This is a genomic window from uncultured Xanthomonas sp., from assembly GCF_964278005.1.
Lineage (GTDB): Bacteria > Pseudomonadota > Gammaproteobacteria > Xanthomonadales > Xanthomonadaceae > Xanthomonas_A > Xanthomonas_A sontii.
This window is the reverse complement of sequence record NZ_CAXYKF010000023.1, coordinates 81083-99476: the sequence shown is the minus strand read 5'-3', so window position 1 is coordinate 99476 and position 18394 is coordinate 81083. Positions and strand designations below refer to the sequence as shown.

Annotated in this window: 17 protein-coding genes; 3 read left to right on the top strand and 14 right to left on the bottom strand. The window is 70.2% G+C overall.

What is annotated here, in order from left to right; translation table 11 throughout:
• Positions 1-226: 226 nt before the first annotated feature.
• From ACHWVH_RS14875 to ACHWVH_RS14860, 4 genes are all read right to left on the bottom strand, one after another.
• Positions 227-1543: a histidine-type phosphatase gene (locus ACHWVH_RS14875; protein WP_394687476.1), complete on the bottom strand. Its 1317-nt coding sequence runs from the start codon at positions 1541-1543 to the stop codon at positions 227-229.
• Positions 1544-1551: 8 nt separating this feature from the next.
• Positions 1552-4053 carry a TonB-dependent receptor domain-containing protein gene (locus ACHWVH_RS14870; protein ID WP_394687475.1) on the bottom strand — a complete coding sequence of 834 codons (2502 nt, stop codon included), beginning with the start codon at positions 4051-4053 and terminating at the stop codon, positions 1552-1554.
• Positions 4054-4167: 114 nt separating this feature from the next.
• Positions 4168-5250: a FecR family protein gene (locus ACHWVH_RS14865; protein WP_394687474.1), complete on the bottom strand. Its 1083-nt coding sequence runs from the start codon at positions 5248-5250 to the stop codon at positions 4168-4170.
• Entirely contained in the window at positions 5243-5758 is a 516-nt protein-coding gene (locus ACHWVH_RS14860; RefSeq protein WP_026143698.1) for an RNA polymerase sigma factor, read from the bottom strand. The genes ACHWVH_RS14865 and ACHWVH_RS14860 overlap by 8 nt, the downstream gene beginning before the upstream one ends.
• Before the next feature lie 355 nt (positions 5759-6113).
• Here ACHWVH_RS14860 and ACHWVH_RS14855 point away from each other — a divergent pair, with 355 nt between their 5' ends.
• Positions 6114-7184, top strand: a complete 1071-nt coding sequence (locus ACHWVH_RS14855; protein ID WP_394687473.1) for a pirin family protein — start codon at positions 6114-6116, stop codon at positions 7182-7184.
• Positions 7185-7379: 195 nt separating this feature from the next.
• Here the strand turns inward: ACHWVH_RS14855 and ACHWVH_RS14850 are convergent, their stop codons facing one another.
• The 5 genes from ACHWVH_RS14850 to ACHWVH_RS14830 form a co-directional block, all read right to left on the bottom strand.
• A complete protein-coding gene (locus tag ACHWVH_RS14850; protein WP_394687472.1) occupies positions 7380-7982 on the bottom strand; it encodes a hypothetical protein in 603 nt (200 codons plus the stop codon).
• Between the two features lie 214 nt (positions 7983-8196).
• The gene (locus ACHWVH_RS14845) at positions 8197-8412 is read right to left on the bottom strand and encodes a hypothetical protein (protein WP_026143700.1); all 216 of its coding nucleotides are present in this window, start codon (positions 8410-8412) and stop codon (positions 8197-8199) included.
• A gap of 3 nt (positions 8413-8415) precedes the next feature.
• A complete protein-coding gene (locus tag ACHWVH_RS14840) occupies positions 8416-8976 on the bottom strand; it encodes a peroxiredoxin (RefSeq protein WP_295910878.1) in 561 nt (186 codons plus the stop codon).
• 362 nt (positions 8977-9338) lie between these two features.
• Entirely contained in the window at positions 9339-9689 is a 351-nt protein-coding gene (locus ACHWVH_RS14835) for a hypothetical protein (RefSeq protein ID WP_295926258.1), read from the bottom strand.
• A gap of 239 nt (positions 9690-9928) precedes the next feature.
• Entirely contained in the window at positions 9929-10681 is a 753-nt protein-coding gene (locus tag ACHWVH_RS14830; RefSeq protein WP_152180516.1) for an IclR family transcriptional regulator, read from the bottom strand.
• A 212-nt stretch (positions 10682-10893) separates the two neighbouring features.
• On the opposite strand from ACHWVH_RS14830, the gene fucP reads away from it, so the two are divergent.
• Positions 10894-12201, top strand: a complete 1308-nt coding sequence (gene fucP, locus ACHWVH_RS14825) for an L-fucose:H+ symporter permease (RefSeq protein ID WP_295960405.1) — start codon at positions 10894-10896, stop codon at positions 12199-12201.
• A 3-nt stretch (positions 12202-12204) separates the two neighbouring features.
• Complete coding sequence (locus tag ACHWVH_RS14820; RefSeq protein WP_017910859.1) at positions 12205-12579, top strand: L-rhamnose mutarotase; 375 nt, start codon at positions 12205-12207, stop codon at positions 12577-12579.
• A 366-nt stretch (positions 12580-12945) separates the two neighbouring features.
• On the opposite strand, the gene ACHWVH_RS14815 is transcribed toward ACHWVH_RS14820, so the two are convergent.
• The 5 genes from ACHWVH_RS14815 to ACHWVH_RS14795 all read right to left on the bottom strand — a co-directional run bounded on the left by ACHWVH_RS14815 (position 12946) and on the right by ACHWVH_RS14795 (position 18133).
• The gene (locus ACHWVH_RS14815; protein WP_295939881.1) at positions 12946-14265 is read right to left on the bottom strand and encodes an L-fuconate dehydratase; all 1320 of its coding nucleotides are present in this window, start codon (positions 14263-14265) and stop codon (positions 12946-12948) included.
• A gap of 286 nt (positions 14266-14551) precedes the next feature.
• Positions 14552-15409, bottom strand: coding sequence for a fumarylacetoacetate hydrolase family protein (locus tag ACHWVH_RS14810; protein ID WP_295926255.1), 858 nt, complete (start codon positions 15407-15409; stop codon positions 14552-14554).
• 33 nt (positions 15410-15442) lie between these two features.
• The gene (locus tag ACHWVH_RS14805) at positions 15443-16189 is read right to left on the bottom strand and encodes an SDR family oxidoreductase (RefSeq protein WP_017911554.1); all 747 of its coding nucleotides are present in this window, start codon (positions 16187-16189) and stop codon (positions 15443-15445) included.
• A 31-nt stretch (positions 16190-16220) separates the two neighbouring features.
• Positions 16221-17102 carry an amidohydrolase family protein gene (locus tag ACHWVH_RS14800; protein ID WP_394687471.1) on the bottom strand — a complete coding sequence of 294 codons (882 nt, stop codon included), beginning with the start codon at positions 17100-17102 and terminating at the stop codon, positions 16221-16223.
• Positions 17099-18133, bottom strand: a complete 1035-nt coding sequence (locus ACHWVH_RS14795) for an aldo/keto reductase (protein WP_394687470.1) — start codon at positions 18131-18133, stop codon at positions 17099-17101. Before ACHWVH_RS14795 ends, ACHWVH_RS14800 begins: the two co-directional genes overlap by 4 nt.
• Between the last annotated feature and the right edge of the window lie 261 nt (positions 18134-18394).

The following is an 18394-nucleotide window of genomic DNA, read 5'->3' as shown; positions in this document are numbered from 1 at the left end:
CGGGCGATGTTCGCGATGAAGTGCACGAAAGACCTGCCTGGTCCTCTCAGGCCGTCTGCAGTCGGGACTGAAGTCCCTCCCACAGTGCATCCGGCGGGCTCGCCGCACGCCCCTGTGGGAGCGACTTCAGTCGCGACGCGCGTGACGATGACCGCCAGTCACTTCCAACGCCAAAGGTGTCAAGGCGTAACGCTCCGCTCACGCAAGCGCTCAAGGTAGGCGGCGCCTACTCGCCCACTGGCGCCGCCTGCGCCGGCCACTCGGTCATCGCCGGCACGGCAGCCTCGACCCGCTGCGGATCCAGCCGCGCCTGCAGCGCCGGCAGCGCGATCGCCAGCGGGCAGCGCAGGCGGCCGCCGCAGCCGGGCAGCGGCCAGCGTCGCTCGCGCAGGCCGCGGCCGTCGAAGCGGTTGGCCCGCAGCGCCGGCAAGGTCGGCACCACGCTGCGCAGTTGCAGGAAGTCCTGGCCGTCCTGCCGTACCAGGTCCAGCAGCAGCGCACCGCCGGGCGGATACGCGTCCGGTTGGCCGCGCACGATGGGATCGATGCCGAACAGGCCGGCCAGGTGCGCCAGGTTGGTGTCGTGGCCGAGCAGCACCAGCGCGCGCGTGTCCGCCGGCGCCAGCGGTGCCACCGCCGGTACCTGCCCGGCCGCCGCTTGCAACGTCGCCAGCAGGTGCGCGAGCAGGTTGGAGCCGCCGGCACGCGCCGCCGGCAGCGCCCGCTTGCTGTAGGCGAAGGAGGCGTTGTGCAGGCCGATCAGCCGCTGCAGCGCCACGGCATCGGCGCGCCCCCACGCCACCTGCGGCAACGGCAGGCCCTGGGCGTATTCCAGCATCAGGTTCTCGGCGAGGCTGCCGGCGGTCTTCAAGACCTTGGCCGCCTGCACCGGATCCTGCAGCCGCTGCGGATCGTCCAGGCGCGGCGACTCCTGCGCAGCGCAGGCCGACCCCGCGCAGCCGGACAGCACCCGCTGCAGCGCGCGCAGCCGCGTGCGCGTAGCCGCGTCCAGGTGCAACGGCGGCGCGGGCGCATCGTCGTCCTTGTCCTCGTCCTTGCCGAAATGGAACAGCGGGTTGTTCTGTGTCGTCGGCAACGCCAGGTAGTGCGCCTGGCATCCCGGCAGCAGCCCCTCGGTGAAGGCCGCCGCGCTGTCGTGGTTGCGCGGCGTGCTGTCGGCGATCACCACCGTGCCGGACCCGGCGCAGTCCGGCGCCAGCGCCGCCGTGGACAGCCAGCGCTGCCGGTAGCGCGCACCCAGCGCCTGCATCCCAGCGGCGCCGTGCGCCGTGAGCTGGCCGGGTGCCACCGGCCATTGCGGCCAGGGTTGCGCGGCGTACTTGGCCAGGTCGTCTGGCGATTGCGTCGGTGCGCGCACGCCGTGGCGCATCACCACGATCGTCAGGCGCAGCTCCGCCGCGTTTGGTTCGGCGGCCGCTGACTGCTTGGGCGATGCCGCCGCCGGCCAGGCGGCGCTGGCGACGCAAAGCACCGCGGCCAGGCGCCATCCGCTGCGCACGCGTGCGAATCGGGAAGCGAACATGGCCGGCCTCAGAACTTCAGCGACAGATCGAGGAACACGCCGCGCCCGGCCAGGCCGAAGTACAGCGGCTGGTTGTCGGAGGACCGGGTGCCGGCGTAGCCGATCAGCGCATGCCGATTCAGCAGGTTGTTGACGTCCATGCTGATCGAGTAGCCCTTCAGGCCGTACGGCCCGTGCGTGCTGCGATAGCCCAGCGCCGCATCCAGGCTGGCATAGCCGCCCAGGCGCTGGTCGTTGCCGAACACGGTGGCGCCGTTGGCCGCGGTGCTGTTGTCCACGCCGTACTGCGCGCCCACCACCTTCTCCATCAGCGAACCGAAATAGCCGGTGCCGCTGTTGTACAGCAGGCCCAGGGCGGCGGTTACTCGCGGCGTGCCGGCGACCTGGGTGCTGCTGTGCTTGTAGGTGGCGTCGTTGTAGCTGGCGTTGGCGTACAGGCTCAGGATCGGCGTCAGCGCATAGGTGGCCTCGGCCTCGGCGCCGCGATACACCGCACCGCCGCCGTTGACGAAGGCGCTCTCGGTGCCGCTGTCGGTGTTGATCAGGGTCTGGCTGATGTAGTTGCTGAAGTCGATGTAGTAGACGTCGGCGCCGAAGGTCAGGCCGCGCGCGGCATAGCTGGTACCGAGTTGGTAGTTGCTGGTCAGCTCCGGGCGCAGGCCGCGCGTGCCGTTGAGTTCGATCACGTCGATCGGCGGCGCCAGGAAGCCGCGCGCGGCCTGCACGTAGCCGCTCCAGTGCTCGTTGAAGCTCTGGTGCAGGCTCAGCGACGGCAGCGTGGCGTCGTAGCTGGCCTCGCTGTGCGCCGGCGCCGGCGGCGTGCTCTTGTTGAGTTCGGCATCGAGCTGGCGCTGCACGCGCGCGTAGCGCAGGCCCGGGCTGAGGGTCAGGCTGTCGCTGAGCTTCCAGTCGTACTGCAGGTACGGCTGCAGGGTGTCGGTACGGTCGTGCAGGTTGTAGTTGTACAGCGGGCCGTACTTGGTGCCGCTGGCCGCGCCGGTCGTCATGTCCACCGGCAACTGCTGGCGCTCGTCCAGGTTGCGCTCCAACCACACGCCGGTCTGCAACTGGCCCGGACCGAGGTCCCGCGCCAGACGCAGCACGTCGCCGAAGGCGCGGAAGTCGTTGTCCGAGAGCTTGCCCGGCACGTCCTTGGCGGCCTTGGACAGCTTCTTGCCGGTCGCGCTGTAGAAGGTCACGCCGTTGTCGGCAGCGCTCTCGCTGGTGGGGATGCTGGTCTTGGAAGCGGTGTGGTCGAAGCTGTTGTAGTAGACCTTGTTGTCCAGGTCCCAATCGCCCAGGCGCGTGCTCAGGCCCAGGTAGGTGAAACTGGAGTAGTAGGCCGCGGCGTTGTAGCCGGTGTAGTTCTGCAGGGTCGGATCGTTGCCCAGGCCATAGCGCCAGCCATGCTGCGCGATCTGCGCGCGGGTGGCGCCCTGCACGGTGTTCTGGTGCTCCTGGTTGTAGCTGCTGACGAAGGTCAGCGTGGTCGCCTCGCCCAGATCGGTGACGGTCTTGAGGAAGGCATGCTCGCGGCGGTCGTCGGTGCCCTTGAGGTACGTGTCGCTGGCTTCCTTGGACAGATCCGCGAACAGGCGCGTGTTGCCGATGTGCTCGTCGGCGCTGACGCCGCCGGCCCAGGTGTTCCAGCTGCCGCCGGTGCCGTAGACGGTGACCCCGTCGACCTCGCTGGGATTGCGCGTGCGCAGCGCCAGGGTGCCGCCGAAGGTGGCGTTGCCGATGGTGGCGCCGCCGCCGGGGCCGCGGTCGATCTCGGCCTGGCCGAGCACGTGATTGTTGAAGTAGGCCGAGGTGGTGTGGTGCAGATCGCTGGCATCGCCGAACGGGATGCCGTCGAAGGTGATGTTGAACTGGCCGTCCTGGAAGCCGCGGATGCTGACGCCTTCGTTCTTGCCCAGACCGGGGCCTTCCGGCGAAGTGGTCACCACGCTGGGCGCGTACTTGATGATGTCGTCGTAGTTCGAGTTCAGGCGCAGGCCGTCGCGGATGAAGCGCTCGTCGATCACCGAGGTCGGCTGGCTCGCCTCCAGCGGCGCGGCGCTGGGCGCCAGCGTGTCGACGCTGTTGGCGGTGACGTTAATCGGCGCCAGTTCGCGCGGGCCGTCGTGTTCGCCGTCGACCTCGGCACGGGCCGGGGCGGCGCTGCGTGGCGCCCGCGGCGCGGCGGCCGGCGCGGCGGCGACGCTGCTGCGCACGATGGCGACCGAGCCAGGCGTCAGCATGCGGTAGTCCAGGCCGGTACCGGCGAGCAGCGCATGCAACTGCTGCGGCGGCGCCAGGCCGGCCGGCGCGCCGCTGCTGCGCAGGCCTTCGGCCAGCGCCGGGTCGTACATCAGTTGCAGGCCACTGCTGCGCGCGAACTGGTCCAGTGCCTGCGCCAGTGGCATGGGCGCGATGGCCGACGCGGTGGCGGCAGGCGCCGACCAGGCCGGCAACGAGGACGTGCAGCCCAACAGCAGGGCGATGGAGACGACGAGAGGCTTGCGCATGACGATCACACCGGAGGCGAGGAAGGGCGGGCCCGCGCGTGCTGCGCGACGACCATGCTTCCTAGGAGTGCCCCGGTGCGCCGTGCGGCTACCGTCGATTGCATGAATTTTTTCTTACAGCGGGGCCGGTGCGTGGCGGATGGTCACCGCGTGCGCATCCCGCTGCACCTGCACGTCCGGCAGGCTGCCCAGATAGGCGACGAAGGCCTCCGGATCGCGCAGGTGGAGCACGCCGCTGACCCGCCGCGCCGCCAGCGCCGGGTCGGCGATGCGCAGCGGCTGCGTGGTGTAGGCGTTGAACAGCCGCGCCACCTCGGCCAGGCTGCGATCCTGCACGCCGACCTGCGCCGGCAGCCAGGCGGTGGCGTCGGCGATGTCGGCGTGGTCGCGCCGCGCCAGCACACGGCCCTGCGCATCCACCCGCGCCTGCTGGCCGCCGCCCAGGTCGGCCAGCGTCGTCCCCTCCGACGGCAGGTCGCCGCGGTGCCACCACGCCGGGGTATCGCGCGACACCTGCACCCGCCCCTGCAGCACGGTGACGCGGGCGCCGCCGGCCTGCGGGTCGACCCCAAACACGGTGCCGACGTCGCGCAGCACCAGCGTACCGACGCTGACCCGTAGCGGCCGCGCCGGATCGTGGCCGAGATCGAACACCGCCTTGCCGCGCAGCAGGGCGATGTCGCGACGCTGCGTGCCGTAGCGCACCGCGATCGCGCCGCCGCGCTCCAGTTGCACCACGCTGCCGTCGTCCAGCGCGACGCTGCGCGGCGCGTCCGCTGGCGCTGCGTACACCGTCGCCGGCACTTGCTCCGGCGCGCTCAGGCGCAGCGCCACACCCGCGGCGGCCAGCGCGAGCACGGCGGCGGCCGCCAACGGCCAGCGCCTGCGCCGTGGCAGGACACGACGCGGGTGGGGCACCGACGTCGGCGTGTCCACATCCGGGCGCAACGGCACCACCACCGCCCCGCTGCGCAAGGCATGCGCGCGCAGCTGCGCACTGCTGGCCTGCTGCGCCTGCGCCGCGGACGGCAGCTCGGTGTGCATCCGCGCGATGTCGAAATAGGCGGCCACGTGCGCCGGCGAGTGCCGCAGCCAGGCCAGGAACTCGGCCTGCCGCGCCGGCGGCAGCGCGGTCTCGCGCTGCGCCAGGTACCAGTCCGCGGCCGCCTCGGCGACGCGCTGCGGATCCTCACGCATAGCGCGCCATGCCCTGCCGGCACACCGCCAGGCCCTTGATGATGTATTTCTTGACCATGTGGCTGGAGATCTGCAGTTGCTCGGCGATTTCCTGGTAGCCCAGTTCGTCGCGGTAGCGCAGCGTCATCGCCGCGCGACACTTCGGCGGCAGCCGTGCCATCAGCTCGGCCAGGCGCTGCCGGCGTTGCGCGCGGTGCACCTGCGCATCGGCCTCGCAGGGCACCGCCAGCCGCTCCAGCACATCGTCCAGGCAGGTGTCGCGCTGGCTGTTGCGCTGGTGCAGCAGCGCGTGCTCGCGCATGAGGTTGGCGGCGATGGTGAACAGGTAGGCTTCGGGATTGGCGATCTCCGGCGCATGCGCCTCGCTGCGCTGCAGCCGCAGCCACACTTCCTGCAACAGGTCGTCGGCATCCCAGGCCGCGGCGCGGCGCTTGCGGAAATAGCGGCTCAGCGACGGCCGCCATTGCAGGAACAGCCGTGACAACGCCGGCAGGGGTTCGGAACGCACCAGCCACTCGCAATGCCAGCGCCATCGGCGGCCGGCGGATTCGGAAAGGCTGCGATGCTGGTCGCCGTCGATGACAGTCCGATGACGCACGGATCCTGCGGGCGTAGCGGAGCGGTTGTGCCCCAGCAGGCATTCAGTGCATGCCGCTGACTGCCGGGTTCGCTCGCTCGGCGCATGCAACGCGGCCGGTCACCGCGCCTGCGCCATGGCCATGGACGCGGCGGCGGCGCATCCCAGCGTTTCCTGTGCGGGACAGGATGTCTCTCGGACCGGCCTTCCGTTCCATCGGACTCGCCCCATATCGTGAAGGTTGCCGCGTCCAATCTTGGGCGGCGTTCGCATGAAGGATCTCTCCATGACCGACCCCATCGTCCAGATCAAGCCGCTTGGCTTCCCTTGGGACACGATCGACCCGTTCCTGTTCTGCGTCTACCACGACGATGCCTACCCCGCCGGCAACGGTGCGATGGGGCCGGCGGCGTCCCTGCACGGCCGCGCCATCGGCCAGGACTTCAGCCGCAAGGACGGCTGGAGCATGTATCACGGCGAGGAGATTCCCGGCTTTCCCGGTCATCCGCACCGTGGCTTCGAGACCGTGACCATCGTGCGCAAGGGCCTGATCGACCATGCCGACTCGCTGGGTGCGGCGGCGCGCTTCGGCGCCGGCGACGTGCAGTGGGTGACGGCCGGCGCGGGCATCGTCCATTCGGAGATGTTCCCGCTGCTGGACACGGCGGCGCCCAACCCGCTGGAGCTGTTCCAGATCTGGCTCAACCTGCCGGCGCGCAACAAGCTGGCTGCGCCGCACTTCACCATGTTCTGGTCGGAAGACCTGCCGCGCTTCACGGCCACCGACGACGCCGGCCGCACCACCGAGGTGACCTGCGTGGCCGGCCGCATCGGCCCGGTCGACGCCGCGCCCGGCAGCGCCGGCGGCCCGCTCGCGCCGCCGCCGGATTCGTGGGCCGCGCAGGACGATGCCGATGTGGCCATCTGGACGATCCGCATGGCACCCGGCGCACGCTGGACCCTGCCCGCCGCGCAAGGCCGCGGCACGCGCCGCAGCCTGTACTTCTTCAAGGGCGCAGCGGTGACCGTGGGCGGGCGCCCGGTGACCCGCCACGCGGCGATCGAGTTGCGCGCCGATCAGGCGGTCGAGTTGGTCAATGGCGACGGCGAGGCGAGCGAGTTCCTGGTGCTGCAAGGCCGACCGATCGCCGAACCGGTGGCGCAACACGGTCCGTTCGTGATGAACACGCAGGCCGAGATCGCCCAGGCCATGGCCGACTATCGCCGCACCCAGTTCGGCGGCTGGCCATGGCGGGACGAGGCGCCGGTGCACGGCAGCGACCCGACCCGCTTCGCGCGACATCCGGATGGGCGCGAGGAGCGGCCGGCGTCGCGCGCGGTCGCTGCCGACGACTAGAGCGTATTACCGATTCGAGAGGACGCCGCGTTCCCAGCCTCGTGCACCCGAACTCTGCGAGTCGCTTCGCGCCGTACCCTCACCCCAACCCCCGCTCCGCGCCCCGGCCCGCGCTTGCGGCGCGGGCGCTCCAGGGTGCGCGCGCCAGTGGCGCAGGCCGCACCCTGTCGCCCCAACGGGAGAGGGGCTAGGTGCTCAGTAGCGCGCCGAGGCCAGCGCCTGCGCGCGCTCCAGTTGCTCGGCGATGCGCTTGCGCGCCTGCTGCAGTTCCTGGCGGGTGGCGTCCTCCTTGGCCGCCGGCACCAGCTCGGCATCGATCACCGACAGCGCGTCGGAGTACTGCCGCACCACCGCCGCCGCGTAGGCGTTCATGTAGGCGGAGTCGTCCCTCTCGTCGCCCAGCGCCTGCAACTGCGCGCGGCCCTTGGCCACCTGCGCGTCGATCTTCTCCGCATCGCCGGGGCCGCCCTTGCCGGCGGTGGCCGGATCGGCATCGTGGTGCACGGCGATGGTCTCGCGGGCGAAGTCGGCCACGGTCTTGCTGACGTTGCGCGACAGCGCCTGCTTGGACAGCGCCACCACGTTGCCCTCCAACACCTGCAGCATCGCCTTGGCCGAGGCGTCGCCGCCGATCGGTGCGCGTCCGCTTTCGCCACCGACCGGCGCGGCGGTGGGCTCCGGCGAGGTGGCCGGTGCTGTGCGCGAGGCCTGGTCGCCAGGCTTGCCGCAGCCGCCCAGCGCCGCGGCGGTGAGCGCGACAAGCAGTGTCAGGCGGACGGGATGAAGAGGTGAGGTCATGGAACGCTCCTGGTTGGTCTGCGTTCCACCATGCCCAGCCAGCGCGCAAACCTGCGTGAATCGGCGGTGGCTGGCCGTAACGCAAGGCGCGATCGCGCGCACCAGGCGTGCCCTGCAGAGTCGCAACGCGGCAGATGCTCACTGCGATCCGTGATCGCCGCCAAGCCGGCCCCGATGCCGGAGCCGGCCTGGCGCGGCCGGCTCCGGACACGGCTCAGCCGCAGCAGTAGCAGACCAGCGGCTTTCCGGGCCCGCCCGGCCCCAGCTCACCGCCGAACGGCGCGCACTCCTGCTGGCAGGCCCAGGCACTGCAGGCCGCCTCCTTCTCGATGCCGTCGCCGGCGGTCGCCTGCACCGCGCCGAAGCCCATGCTGGCCAGGAACACGGCCGCAAGCATCCCGTTGCGTAACGCTGTCCAACGCTGTTTCATGGCTTACTCCTCGATGGTTGCCAAGGCCGGCGGCGCATCCGTGCGGCGCACTGCGGCCATCAGGTCCTGCATCCGCTCCGTGGTATCGAAGACGCCGACGCGCGCATAGCGCACGCGTCCTTCGTGGTCCAGCGCCAGCAGCGTCGGCACGTTGCGCGCGCGAAACAGCATCAGCGTGCGGCGGTCGGTCAACGTGGTCACCGGAAACGTAAAGCCGTGCTCGGCGGCGTAGCGCTGCGCCTGCGCGGGGCTGCACTGGCACACCCCCAGCACCTGCACGTCGGGCTGCTGCGCGGCCAGACGCTGCGCGGCCTGCACCATCTGCGGCGCCGAGCGCTTGCAGTACGGGCAGGTGGTGGTGAAGAAGAACAGGACCTGCCGCTCGGCCGCCGGCTCACCCAGCGTCAGCGGCGTACCGTCCAAGGTGGTAGCGGCGATGCGCGGCACGTACATGCCCAAATACGGCTCGGTGGTGCGGGTGACGAACCAGCGCCGTTCCTCGCGCAGGCCGCGGTTCTGCCAGGCCAGCACCAGCACCAACGCGCACGCCGCCAGCACCGCCAACCAACTCCAGGGAAACCGCCGTGCCATGCCGTATGCCTGTGTCGCCGTGTTCCCTGCAGGCTGCGCAGCGGTGGCGCACAGGTCAACGCTTTGCGCGCACGTACAGCGACTACGTGATCAGGCTGGGGATCGAGTCACGTGCACCATGGGCGCGCATTCCAGGGGTGCGCTGCGGACGCACGCTCGCAGCGCAACTGCAGCGTGGGTGCGCGCAACACGCTTACTCACGGCCTGCAAACACCGCGTTCACTGCAGGCAACGTCCCTTATATCGCCTGCGGATACGGTGCGCGCACTCAGCTCACGCGACGGCGGCACGACGCCGCGCATTGCATCGGCACCGCGTCGACTACGACGCATGTGTCAGGAAACATCCTGATCGCCGAACGCACGCCGACAAGCCTTGCGATCGAACTGCAGAGCGGCGCGCATGCGCTGCTCGGTGAGCGGACGCACGACCCAGCTCACCTCCAGTGCGCCACCACGCGACATCACTGTGGGAATCGCCAGGAACCAGCTTGCGCAGGGGCCGCGGCAGTACCAGAACGCATCGCCTTGATTGACGACTGGGCTATCCGGCAAGAGCGACAACTGCTGCGTCGTACGGATGAACTGTTGCGCCTTCTTCACCACCTGCAGATCCGCACCGCACAAGGCGACGTCGTCGCTGGTGAAGGACATCTGACGAAACGGCGCCATCAGCAGGGCGTCCATGCGGCGCTTGTTGTACCGATGGAGGCATACAGCCAGCATGCGCCGCGATCGCGGCGAACAGATAGAAGACCGCGTTCGCCATCACTCGCCCTGAGTCACCCGACTATCACGACCGCTGCGCAGCGAAACCTGCATCCGCCGGGCGCGCGGGCCATTGTCCGCACGCGACACGGGGCGCGAACGCACGCGCTGCGGGAAGAGACGCGCCACGGCACACCGGCACATGGTGGTCACCGCGCCTACGCCAACGCCGCACTGATCTGCGCCGCCGCATCGCACACCGCGCGCATCGCCGCCTGCGCGTCGATCGGTTGCGGGCGACGTTCGATGAAGGGCACGGTCAGGGTGTAGCGGGCGATGCCGTGCTGCAGGATCGGTGCGGTGAGATCGATCACGCCGACCACCGCCTCGCTGGGATGGATGCTGTAGCCCAGCGCGTGCACCTCCTGCGCCGCGGCCAGGAACGCGGCGCGGTCGTAGGCCACCTCGCTGGCGTCCAGGCGTTGCAGCAACTGCGCCTGCGCATCGGCCGGCTGGAACGCGAACAGCACCAGGCCGGAGGTGGAATGCGCGAACGGGCGGCGGTGGCCGGGACGCACCACCAGACCGAGGTCGCTGGGCACGTCCATCTGCGCGATGACCACGATCTGGTCGTCCGACGGCGCCACCAGGTGGCAGGGCTGGCGGATCGCGTCGGCCAGCGCGCGCATCACCGGCAGCGCCACTTCGGTGACGTTCTGCACCCGCGGCTGCTGCATGCCGAGCATGAACAGGCGGTTGGTCAGCGTGTAGCCGCCCTCGCCCGCGGTGCGGGTCAGGTAGCCGCGCTCTTCCAGCACCTGCAGCATGCGGAAGATCTCGCCGCGCGAGCGGCCGATGCCCTGCGAGATCTCGCCCATGCTCATCGGCCGCCCGTCGCGCGCCAGCAGTTCCAGGATGTCCAGCCCCTTGTCCAGGGCGGGCGCGCGGTACTTGGGCAAGGGGGTGGTCATTCCGTCGAGGGCCCGGCAGCAGGTGAAGAGGACTAGGGTACAGGGAGGCCGCGCCGGCTCGCACCGCCTGGGACCCCGCAGCCCACGCGCCGATGCTGCATTGCAATCCACATATGAACTCAAATTTTATATTTGCATGGCACCCGCCGGCGCAGTACGCTCCGCCGACAATCCGAACGCGACGCGGCACACCTTGGGAGGGGTAGGCGGCAATGCACTACAGCAGCGAATCCGCCACACCGGCGTCCGCCAGTCTCACCCGGACCGCGCTTGCGCCGTTGGTCCTGATCGTCAGCCTGTTCTTCCTCTGGGGCATGGCGAACAACCTCAACGACATCCTGATCAAGCAGTTCAAGAAGGCCTTCGAGCTGAGCGACCTGCAGGCCGGGCTGGTGCAGAGCGCGTTCTACCTTGGTTACTTCGTGTTCGCGATCCCGGCGGCGATGTTCATGCGCCGCTACAGCTACAAGGCCGCGGTGGTGCTGGGCCTGCTGCTGTACGCGGCCGGCGCGTTCCTGTTCTACCCCGCCGCGCAGGTGCACACCTACTGGCTGTTCCTGCTGGCGCTGTTCGTCATCGCCAGCGGTCTGGCCTTCCTGGAAACCACCGCCAACCCGCTGGTCACCGTGCTCGGCCCCGCCGAGGGCGCGGCGCGGCGGCTGAACCTGGCGCAGGCGTTCAATCCGCTGGGGTCGATCACCGGCATCCTGGTCGGCCAGCACTTCATCCTCTCCGGCGTGGAGCACACGCCACAGGAACTGGCGGCGATGGCGCCGGCCGCGCGCGAGGCCTTCTTCGCCACCGAGTCGCTGGCGGTGCAGACGCCGTACCTGATCATCGGTGCGGTGGTGCTGCTGTGGGCGCTGCTGATCGGTCTGACCCGCTTCCCCGCCACCCGCGCCGGTGGCGATGGCGCGCGCGCCGGCGGTTTCGGCCAGTTGCGGCGCAATGGCCGTTTCGTGTTCGCGGTGATCGCGCAGTTCTTCTACGTCGGCGCGCAGGTGGGCATCTGGAGCTACCTGATCCGCTACCTGCAGGACGGCGTGCCCGGCACCCCGGAGAAGACCGCCGCCGATTTCCTCACCCTGTCGCTGGTGCTGTTCATGGCCGGCCGCTTCATCGGCACCGCGCTGCTGCGCTTCCTGGCGCCGGCACGGCTGCTGGGCGTGTTCGCCCTGCTCAACCTGCTGCTGTGCGCGGTGGCGGTGGCGCTGCCGGGCTGGATCGGCCTGTATGCGCTGGTCGCCAGCAGCCTGTTCATGTCGGTGATGTTCCCGACCATCTTCGCCCTGGGCCTGGACGGACTGGACGACGACGCGCGCAAGCTGGGCGCCTCGCTGATCGTCATGGCGATCATCGGCGGCGCCGCGTTGACCGCGGTGATGGGCGCGGTGTCCGACCATGCCGGCATCCACTGGGCGCTGGCGGTGCCCGCCGTTGGCTTCGCGGTGATCCTCGGCTTCGCGCTGCATGCGGCGCGAAACCGCGTGGCGCCCCTTCCCTCTGCCCGCGGAGCCTGAACCATGCCGCGCCATTGCTACCTGCTGGACCTGCACGACGACCCGGCGCTGATCGCCGAATACGAACGCTGGCACCGTCCCGACACCGTTTGGCCGGAGATCGTCGCCTCGCTGCGCGCCGCCGGCATCCGCGAGCTGGACATCCACCGCTGCGGCGACCGCCTGGTGATGCTGATGGAGGTGGACGAGGACTATTCGCCCGCCGCCAAGGCCGCCGCCGACGCCGCCGATCCGCGCGTGCAGGCGTGGGAGGAGTTGATGTGGCGCTTCCAGAAACCCCTACCCGGTTCGGCGCCCGGCGAGAAATGGCGCGAAGCGCTGCAGATCTTTTCCTTGCAGGCGGCGCTGGCCGCGCAGGAGCGCAACGGCACGGGCTGAGGTATTGCGTGGGCGTACGCGTGTGTTGGAAAGCCGGTGCCGAGCGCGCGCGAGACCGGTTGGTTTACCGCTTCGCTCGTCGCGGCTGAAGCCGCTTCTACGGTTGCAGAGAATGCGGCAGGTGCGGTTGCAGAGGTCGCGGCAGGCGCGACGGATGCTGTGTGACGTGTGTGGGAGGGACTTCAGTCCCGACTGCTGCCGAAGCTGGTGCGTTCACAGGTTCGTGCGTCGCGACTGAAGTCGCTCCCACAGCGAGCGATTCAGCACCGCCGCCGTCGCAGGAGCGGCTTCAGCCGCGATAGATGCACTGGCAACCACCGCAACCGGCGCGCTTCCTTCGGCGGAAGCGCACCAAGGTCGCTGGCGTCAGCCGCCCTGCGCGGCCAGATCCGCGCTCCAGAACGGGCCGTCCGGATACAGGAACTGGGTGACCGAGGCGGCATGCATCTCGGCCGAGAAGCCCGGCGTGGTCGGCGCCAGATAGCGGCCGTGGACGATCCGCACCGGATCGACGAAGTGCTGGTGCAGGTGGTCGACGAACTCGATCGCGCGGTCTTCCATCTTGCCGGTGATGGTGACGAAATCGGCCATCGCCAGATGCTGCACCAGTTCGCACAGGCCCACGCCGCCGGCATGCGGGAACACGCGCACGCCGAACTTGGCCGCCAGCAGCAGGATCGCCAGGTTCTCGTTGACGCCGCCCACGCGCGCAGCGTCGATCTGGATCAGGTCCACCGCGCCGGCCTGCAGCAACTGCTTGAACACCACCCGGTTCTGGGTGTGCTCGCCGGTGGACACCGGCACCGGGGCGATGCCGCGGCGGATCGCGGCGTGGCCGAGCACGTCGTCGGGGCTGGTCGGCTCCTCGATCCAGGCGATGTCGAATTCGGCGAGCTGGCGCATCCAGGCGATCGCCGGGCCGACATCCCAACGCTGGTTGGCGTCCACCGCCATGGCGATGTCCGGGCCGATCGCGGCGCGCGCCAGGCGGCAGCGGCGGATGTCGTCCTCCACGTTGGCGCCGACCTTGAGCTTGATGGTGCGGAAGCCATCGGCCACCGCTTCCTTGGCCAGGCGCACCAGCTTCTCGTCGGAATAGCCGAGCCAGCCCGGCGAGGTGGTGTAGGCCGGATAGCCCTGTTCGAGCAGGGTCTGGATACGCTCGTCGCGCAGCGGTTGGGCATCGCGCAACATGGTCAGCGCCTCGTCCGGGGTCAGCGCGTCGCTGAGGTAGCGGAAGTCGATCGCGGCCACCAGTTGCTCCGGCGACAGCTCGGCGATGAAGCGCCACAGCGGCTTGCCGGCGCGGCGCGCGGCCATGTCCCAGGCGGCGTTGACCACGGCGCCGATGGCCATGTGCATCACGCCCTTCTCCGGGCCCAGCCAGCGCAGCTGCGAGTCGTCGGTGAGGCTGCGCGCAAACCCGCCCAGGTCGCCGATCACCGTCTCCACGTCGCGGCCGACCACGTGATGCGCCAGCGCCGCCACCGCCGCGCTCTGCACGTCGTTGCCGCGGCCGATGGTGAAGGCCAGGCCGTAGCCGGCGAGGCCGTCGTCGGCATCGGTGCGCAGGCGCAGATAGGCGGCCGAATAATCCGGATCCGGATTCATCGCATCGGAACCGTCCAGTTCGCGCGAGGTGGGGAAACGGACGTCGAAGGTCTCGAGCGCGACGATTTTGCTCATGGGGATCCTGGTGGGTGAGGCGGTGGGAAAGTCAAAAAGAAGCGGTGAAGTAGCCCATCTCCCCCCCGGCGACCGAAGGGAGTCCCCTTCTTGGGAGAGAGGGGTTGGGGTGAGGGTGCGGCAGTGCATGGCTGTTGCCGCCCTCGTGAAACAAGAACGAAGTAGCAGCACGCGGACGTGGCGCTCGGGCGGAAGCGAAAGCCACGTGCAATGCGAGGTGGCTCCGCCCCTACCCTCACCCCAACCCCTCTCCCGAGGGGAGAGGGGCTTACATCTCGCGCGTTGCTTACTGCGCGTCGCGCGGATGCGCCACGACGGCCTGGCGTTGCTCGCCCAGGCCTTCGATGCCCAGCCGCATCACGTCGCCCGGCTTCAGGTACACCTGCGGCTTCTGCCCCAGGCCCACGCCCGGCGGCGTGCCGGTGCTGATCACGTCGCCCGGCAGCAACGTCATATAGCGGCTGATGTGGCTGACCAGCTCGGCCACGCCGAACACCATCGTGCGGGTGCTGCCGTTCTGGTAGCGGTGGCCGTTGACCTCCAGCCACATCGACAGGTTCTGCGGGTCCGGCACCTCGTCGGCGGTGACCAGCCACGGGCCGATCGGGCCGAAGCCGTCGCAGCTCTTGCCCTTCACCCATTGCCCGCCGTGCTCGAGTTGGAACGCGCGCTCGGACAGGTCGTTGATCACCGCATAGCCGGCGACATGCGCCAGCGCCTCGTCCACCGACACATCGCGCGCGGTATCGCCGATCACCACGCCCAGCTCCACTTCCCAGTCGGTCTTGAGCGAACCGCGCGGAATGGTCACGGTGTCGTTGGGGCCACTGATCGCGCTGGTGGCCTTCATGAACAGTACCGGCATCTCCGGCACCGCCATGCCCGACTCGGCGGCGTGGTCGGCATAGTTCAAGCCGACGCAGATGAACTTGCCGACGCGGCCCACGGCGGCGCCGTAGCGCACTTCGCCGTCCACCTGCGGCAACGTGGTCGGATCGAGCGCGCGCAACCTGGCCAGGCCGGCGGCGGTGAGATGCTCGCCGGCGACGTCGTCGATCACCGCCGAGAGATCGCGCAGGTGGCCGTCGGCATCGAGCAGGGCCGGGCGTTCGTGGCCGGGTTCGCCGTAACGCAGCAGTTTCATGAGAAGTCCTCTATCGGGAAGGGGAAGGCGCGGTCAGTTCGACCAGCCGCCGTCGATGATGTGGGTCTGGCCGGTGGTGAACGAGGAGTCGTCCGAGGCCAGGTACACCACCAGCTGCGCGATCTCGCGCGGGTCGCCCAGGCGGCCCATCGGCTGGCGGTCGGTGAAGCTCTTCCACACCGCCTGCTCGTCGCCACCCAGCGCCTTGACCCGCTCGCCCAGCGACGGCGTCTTGATCGTGCCGGGGCAGATCGCGTTGCAGCGGATGCCCTTGGCCACGTAGTCGGCGGCGATGGCCTTGCTCAGGCCGATCACCGCCGCCTTGGTCACGCCGTAGGCGAAGCGATTGGGCACGCCCTTGATGCTGGACGCCACCGAGGACATGTTGACGATGCTGCCGCGGCCCTGCGCGAGCATGCCCGGCAGTACCGCCTGGCATAGGTAGTACATCGCATCGACGTTGATCGCGAACGAACGCTTCCACGCCGGCGCGTCGCAATCGAGGATGCTGCCCTGGTGCACGTAGCCGGCGCAGTTGAACAGCACGTCGAAGGTCGGCTGCGCCGCCACCAGCGCCTGGATCGCGGCGGGATCGGTGACGTCCAGCGTTTGCGTGACGATGCCGTCGGCCTCGGCGGCCAGCGCCTGCAGCGCGGCGGCATCGATGTCGGTGGCCAGCACCTGCGCGCCTTCGCGCGCGCAGGCCAGCGCGCTCTCGCGGCCGATGCCGGCGCCGGCGGCGGTGATCAGGCAGCGCTTGCCTTGCAGACGGCCGCTCATGCGCGGCTCCCGGAAACGGACGCGAACGTGGTCATGGGGCGGGGCTCCAGGTGGGGGAGGAAGCAATCGGATCGGACAGGCGATAGACGCGCCGTGCAGTGCCGGCGAACACGGCCTCGGCGTCATCGACGGCATGCTGCGCGACCCAGGCCTGCGCCAGCGCCATCCACGCGGCGTAGTCGGCACGCTGGGTCAGCACCGGCCAGTCGCTGCCCCACAGCAGCCGCTGCGCGCCGAAGCAGACGAACAGGTGCGCCACGTAGGGCGCCAGCAGCGGAGCGTCGAGGGCGGCATCGGCCGGCAGTTCGGTGAGCAGGCCCGACAGCTTGCACACCACGTTGGGGTGCTGCGCCAGGTGCGCCACGCCATCGGCCCAGGCACGGAAGTCGGCACCGCCGATGGCGGGCTTGGCGGCGTGGTCCAGCACCACGCGCAAGTGAGGGTGGCGCTGCAGCCGTGCCAGCAGCGCCGGCAGATGCAGCGGCCGCACCAGCGCGTCGAAGGCCAGATCGTGCTGCAGCAGCGCGTCGAACGCCGCATCCAGCTGCGGCCGCGCCAGCCACTGCGGATCGGCCAGGTCCTGCACCATCGGCCGCAGCCCCTTGAGCAGGCCGGCGCCGTCGGCGCACAGCGCGGCGATGCGCGCGGCGACGTCGGCCGCCTCGAAATCGACCCAGCCGACCACGCCGACGATGCGCGGCTCGGCACGCGCCAGTTGCAGCAGGTAGCGCGTTTCCGCCTCGCTCTGCGCCGCCTGCACCGCCACCAGCGCGGTCACGCCCTGCGCATCCAGCGTCGCGGCCAAGTCCTCGGGCAGGTAGTCGCGGTACAGCACGCCCAGGCCCGGGGTCAGCCAGGCATAGTCGCCACGCGCCAGGCGCCAGAAATGCACATGGGCGTCGACGATGGTCACGGCGTCGGCACCGGCGCGCGCAGCAGGTCGTCGTCGCGCAGTTGTTGCCACAGCGCCGCGGGAATCGCCGCGCGCAGGCGCGTGGCGGCGCTGGCCACTTCCGCCGGCGTGCGCATGCCGGCGACCACCGCACTCACCGCCGGATGGGCGAGCGGGAACTGCAGCGCCGCCGCGCCCACGTCCACGCCGTGCGCCGCACAGGCCGCGAACAGGCGCTGCGCGTGCTGCAGTGTGGCCGGATCCACCGGCGCGTAGTTGTAGGTTTCGCCCGGCCCGCGCGCATCGCTCAGCAGGCCCGAGCTGTACGGCCCGGCGACCAGGATGCCGATCTGCCGCTGCAGCGCCTGCGCCATGATCCGCTGCGCGGCATGCTGTTCGAGCAGGGTGTAGCGGCCGGCCAGCATCACGCAGTCGAGCGGGAACAGCGGCATCAGTTCCACCGCCACGTCTTCCTCGTTGACGCCGATGCCGATCGCCCGGCACGCGCCCTGCGCCTTCAGCGCGGCCATCGTCGGCAGCGCTTCGTCCAGCGCCTGCCGCAACATCGCCGGATGGCGCTCGCCGTGGGTCAGGCGGCCGATGTCGTGCAGCAGCAGCACATCGATGTGATCGGTGCCGAGCCGCTGCAAACTGGACTCGAAGGCACGCAGCACGCCGTCGCGGCTGTAGTCGAATTCGGCGCGGCGCCCGGCCACGGCGAAGCCATCGCGCCCCGGCGCGGCCTCGGCATCGTCGTAGACGCAGCGGCCGACCTTGGTCGAGAGCGTGTAGCTGGCGCGCGGCAGCCCGCGCAGGCCCTGCCCCAGGCGTTGCTCGCTCAGTCCGTAGCCGTAGTACGGCGCGGTGTCGAAATGGCGGATGCCGGCGGCATAGGCGTCGGCCACCGCGGCCAGCGCCACCGCATCGTCCACCTCGGCGTACAGATTGCCGATCGGCGCCGCGCCAAAGCCCAGGGTGGACAGCTGCACGCCACTGCGGCCCAGCGCGCGCGGCGCCAGGGCGGCGTCGGCGGCGACAGCGCTCAGCGCCATGCGCGCACATCCGGAACGATGGCCACAGCGGATCGCCCACGGACGCGCGAGGGACGGAAGTGGCTGGGGTCACGCATGGCACGCCTCTGCCCGGGGTCGGGCGCGATGAAGGAAGGCCGCAGCATGCACGCCCGGGATGGCGATGGCACGGCGACTGTTCGCATATGAATATAGCAATCACAAGTGAACAATCAACCTGCAGCGCAGCAAATCCGCTCGGCGCCAGCCGAGCCAGCCGGCACATGGCGTGGCCGACGTTCG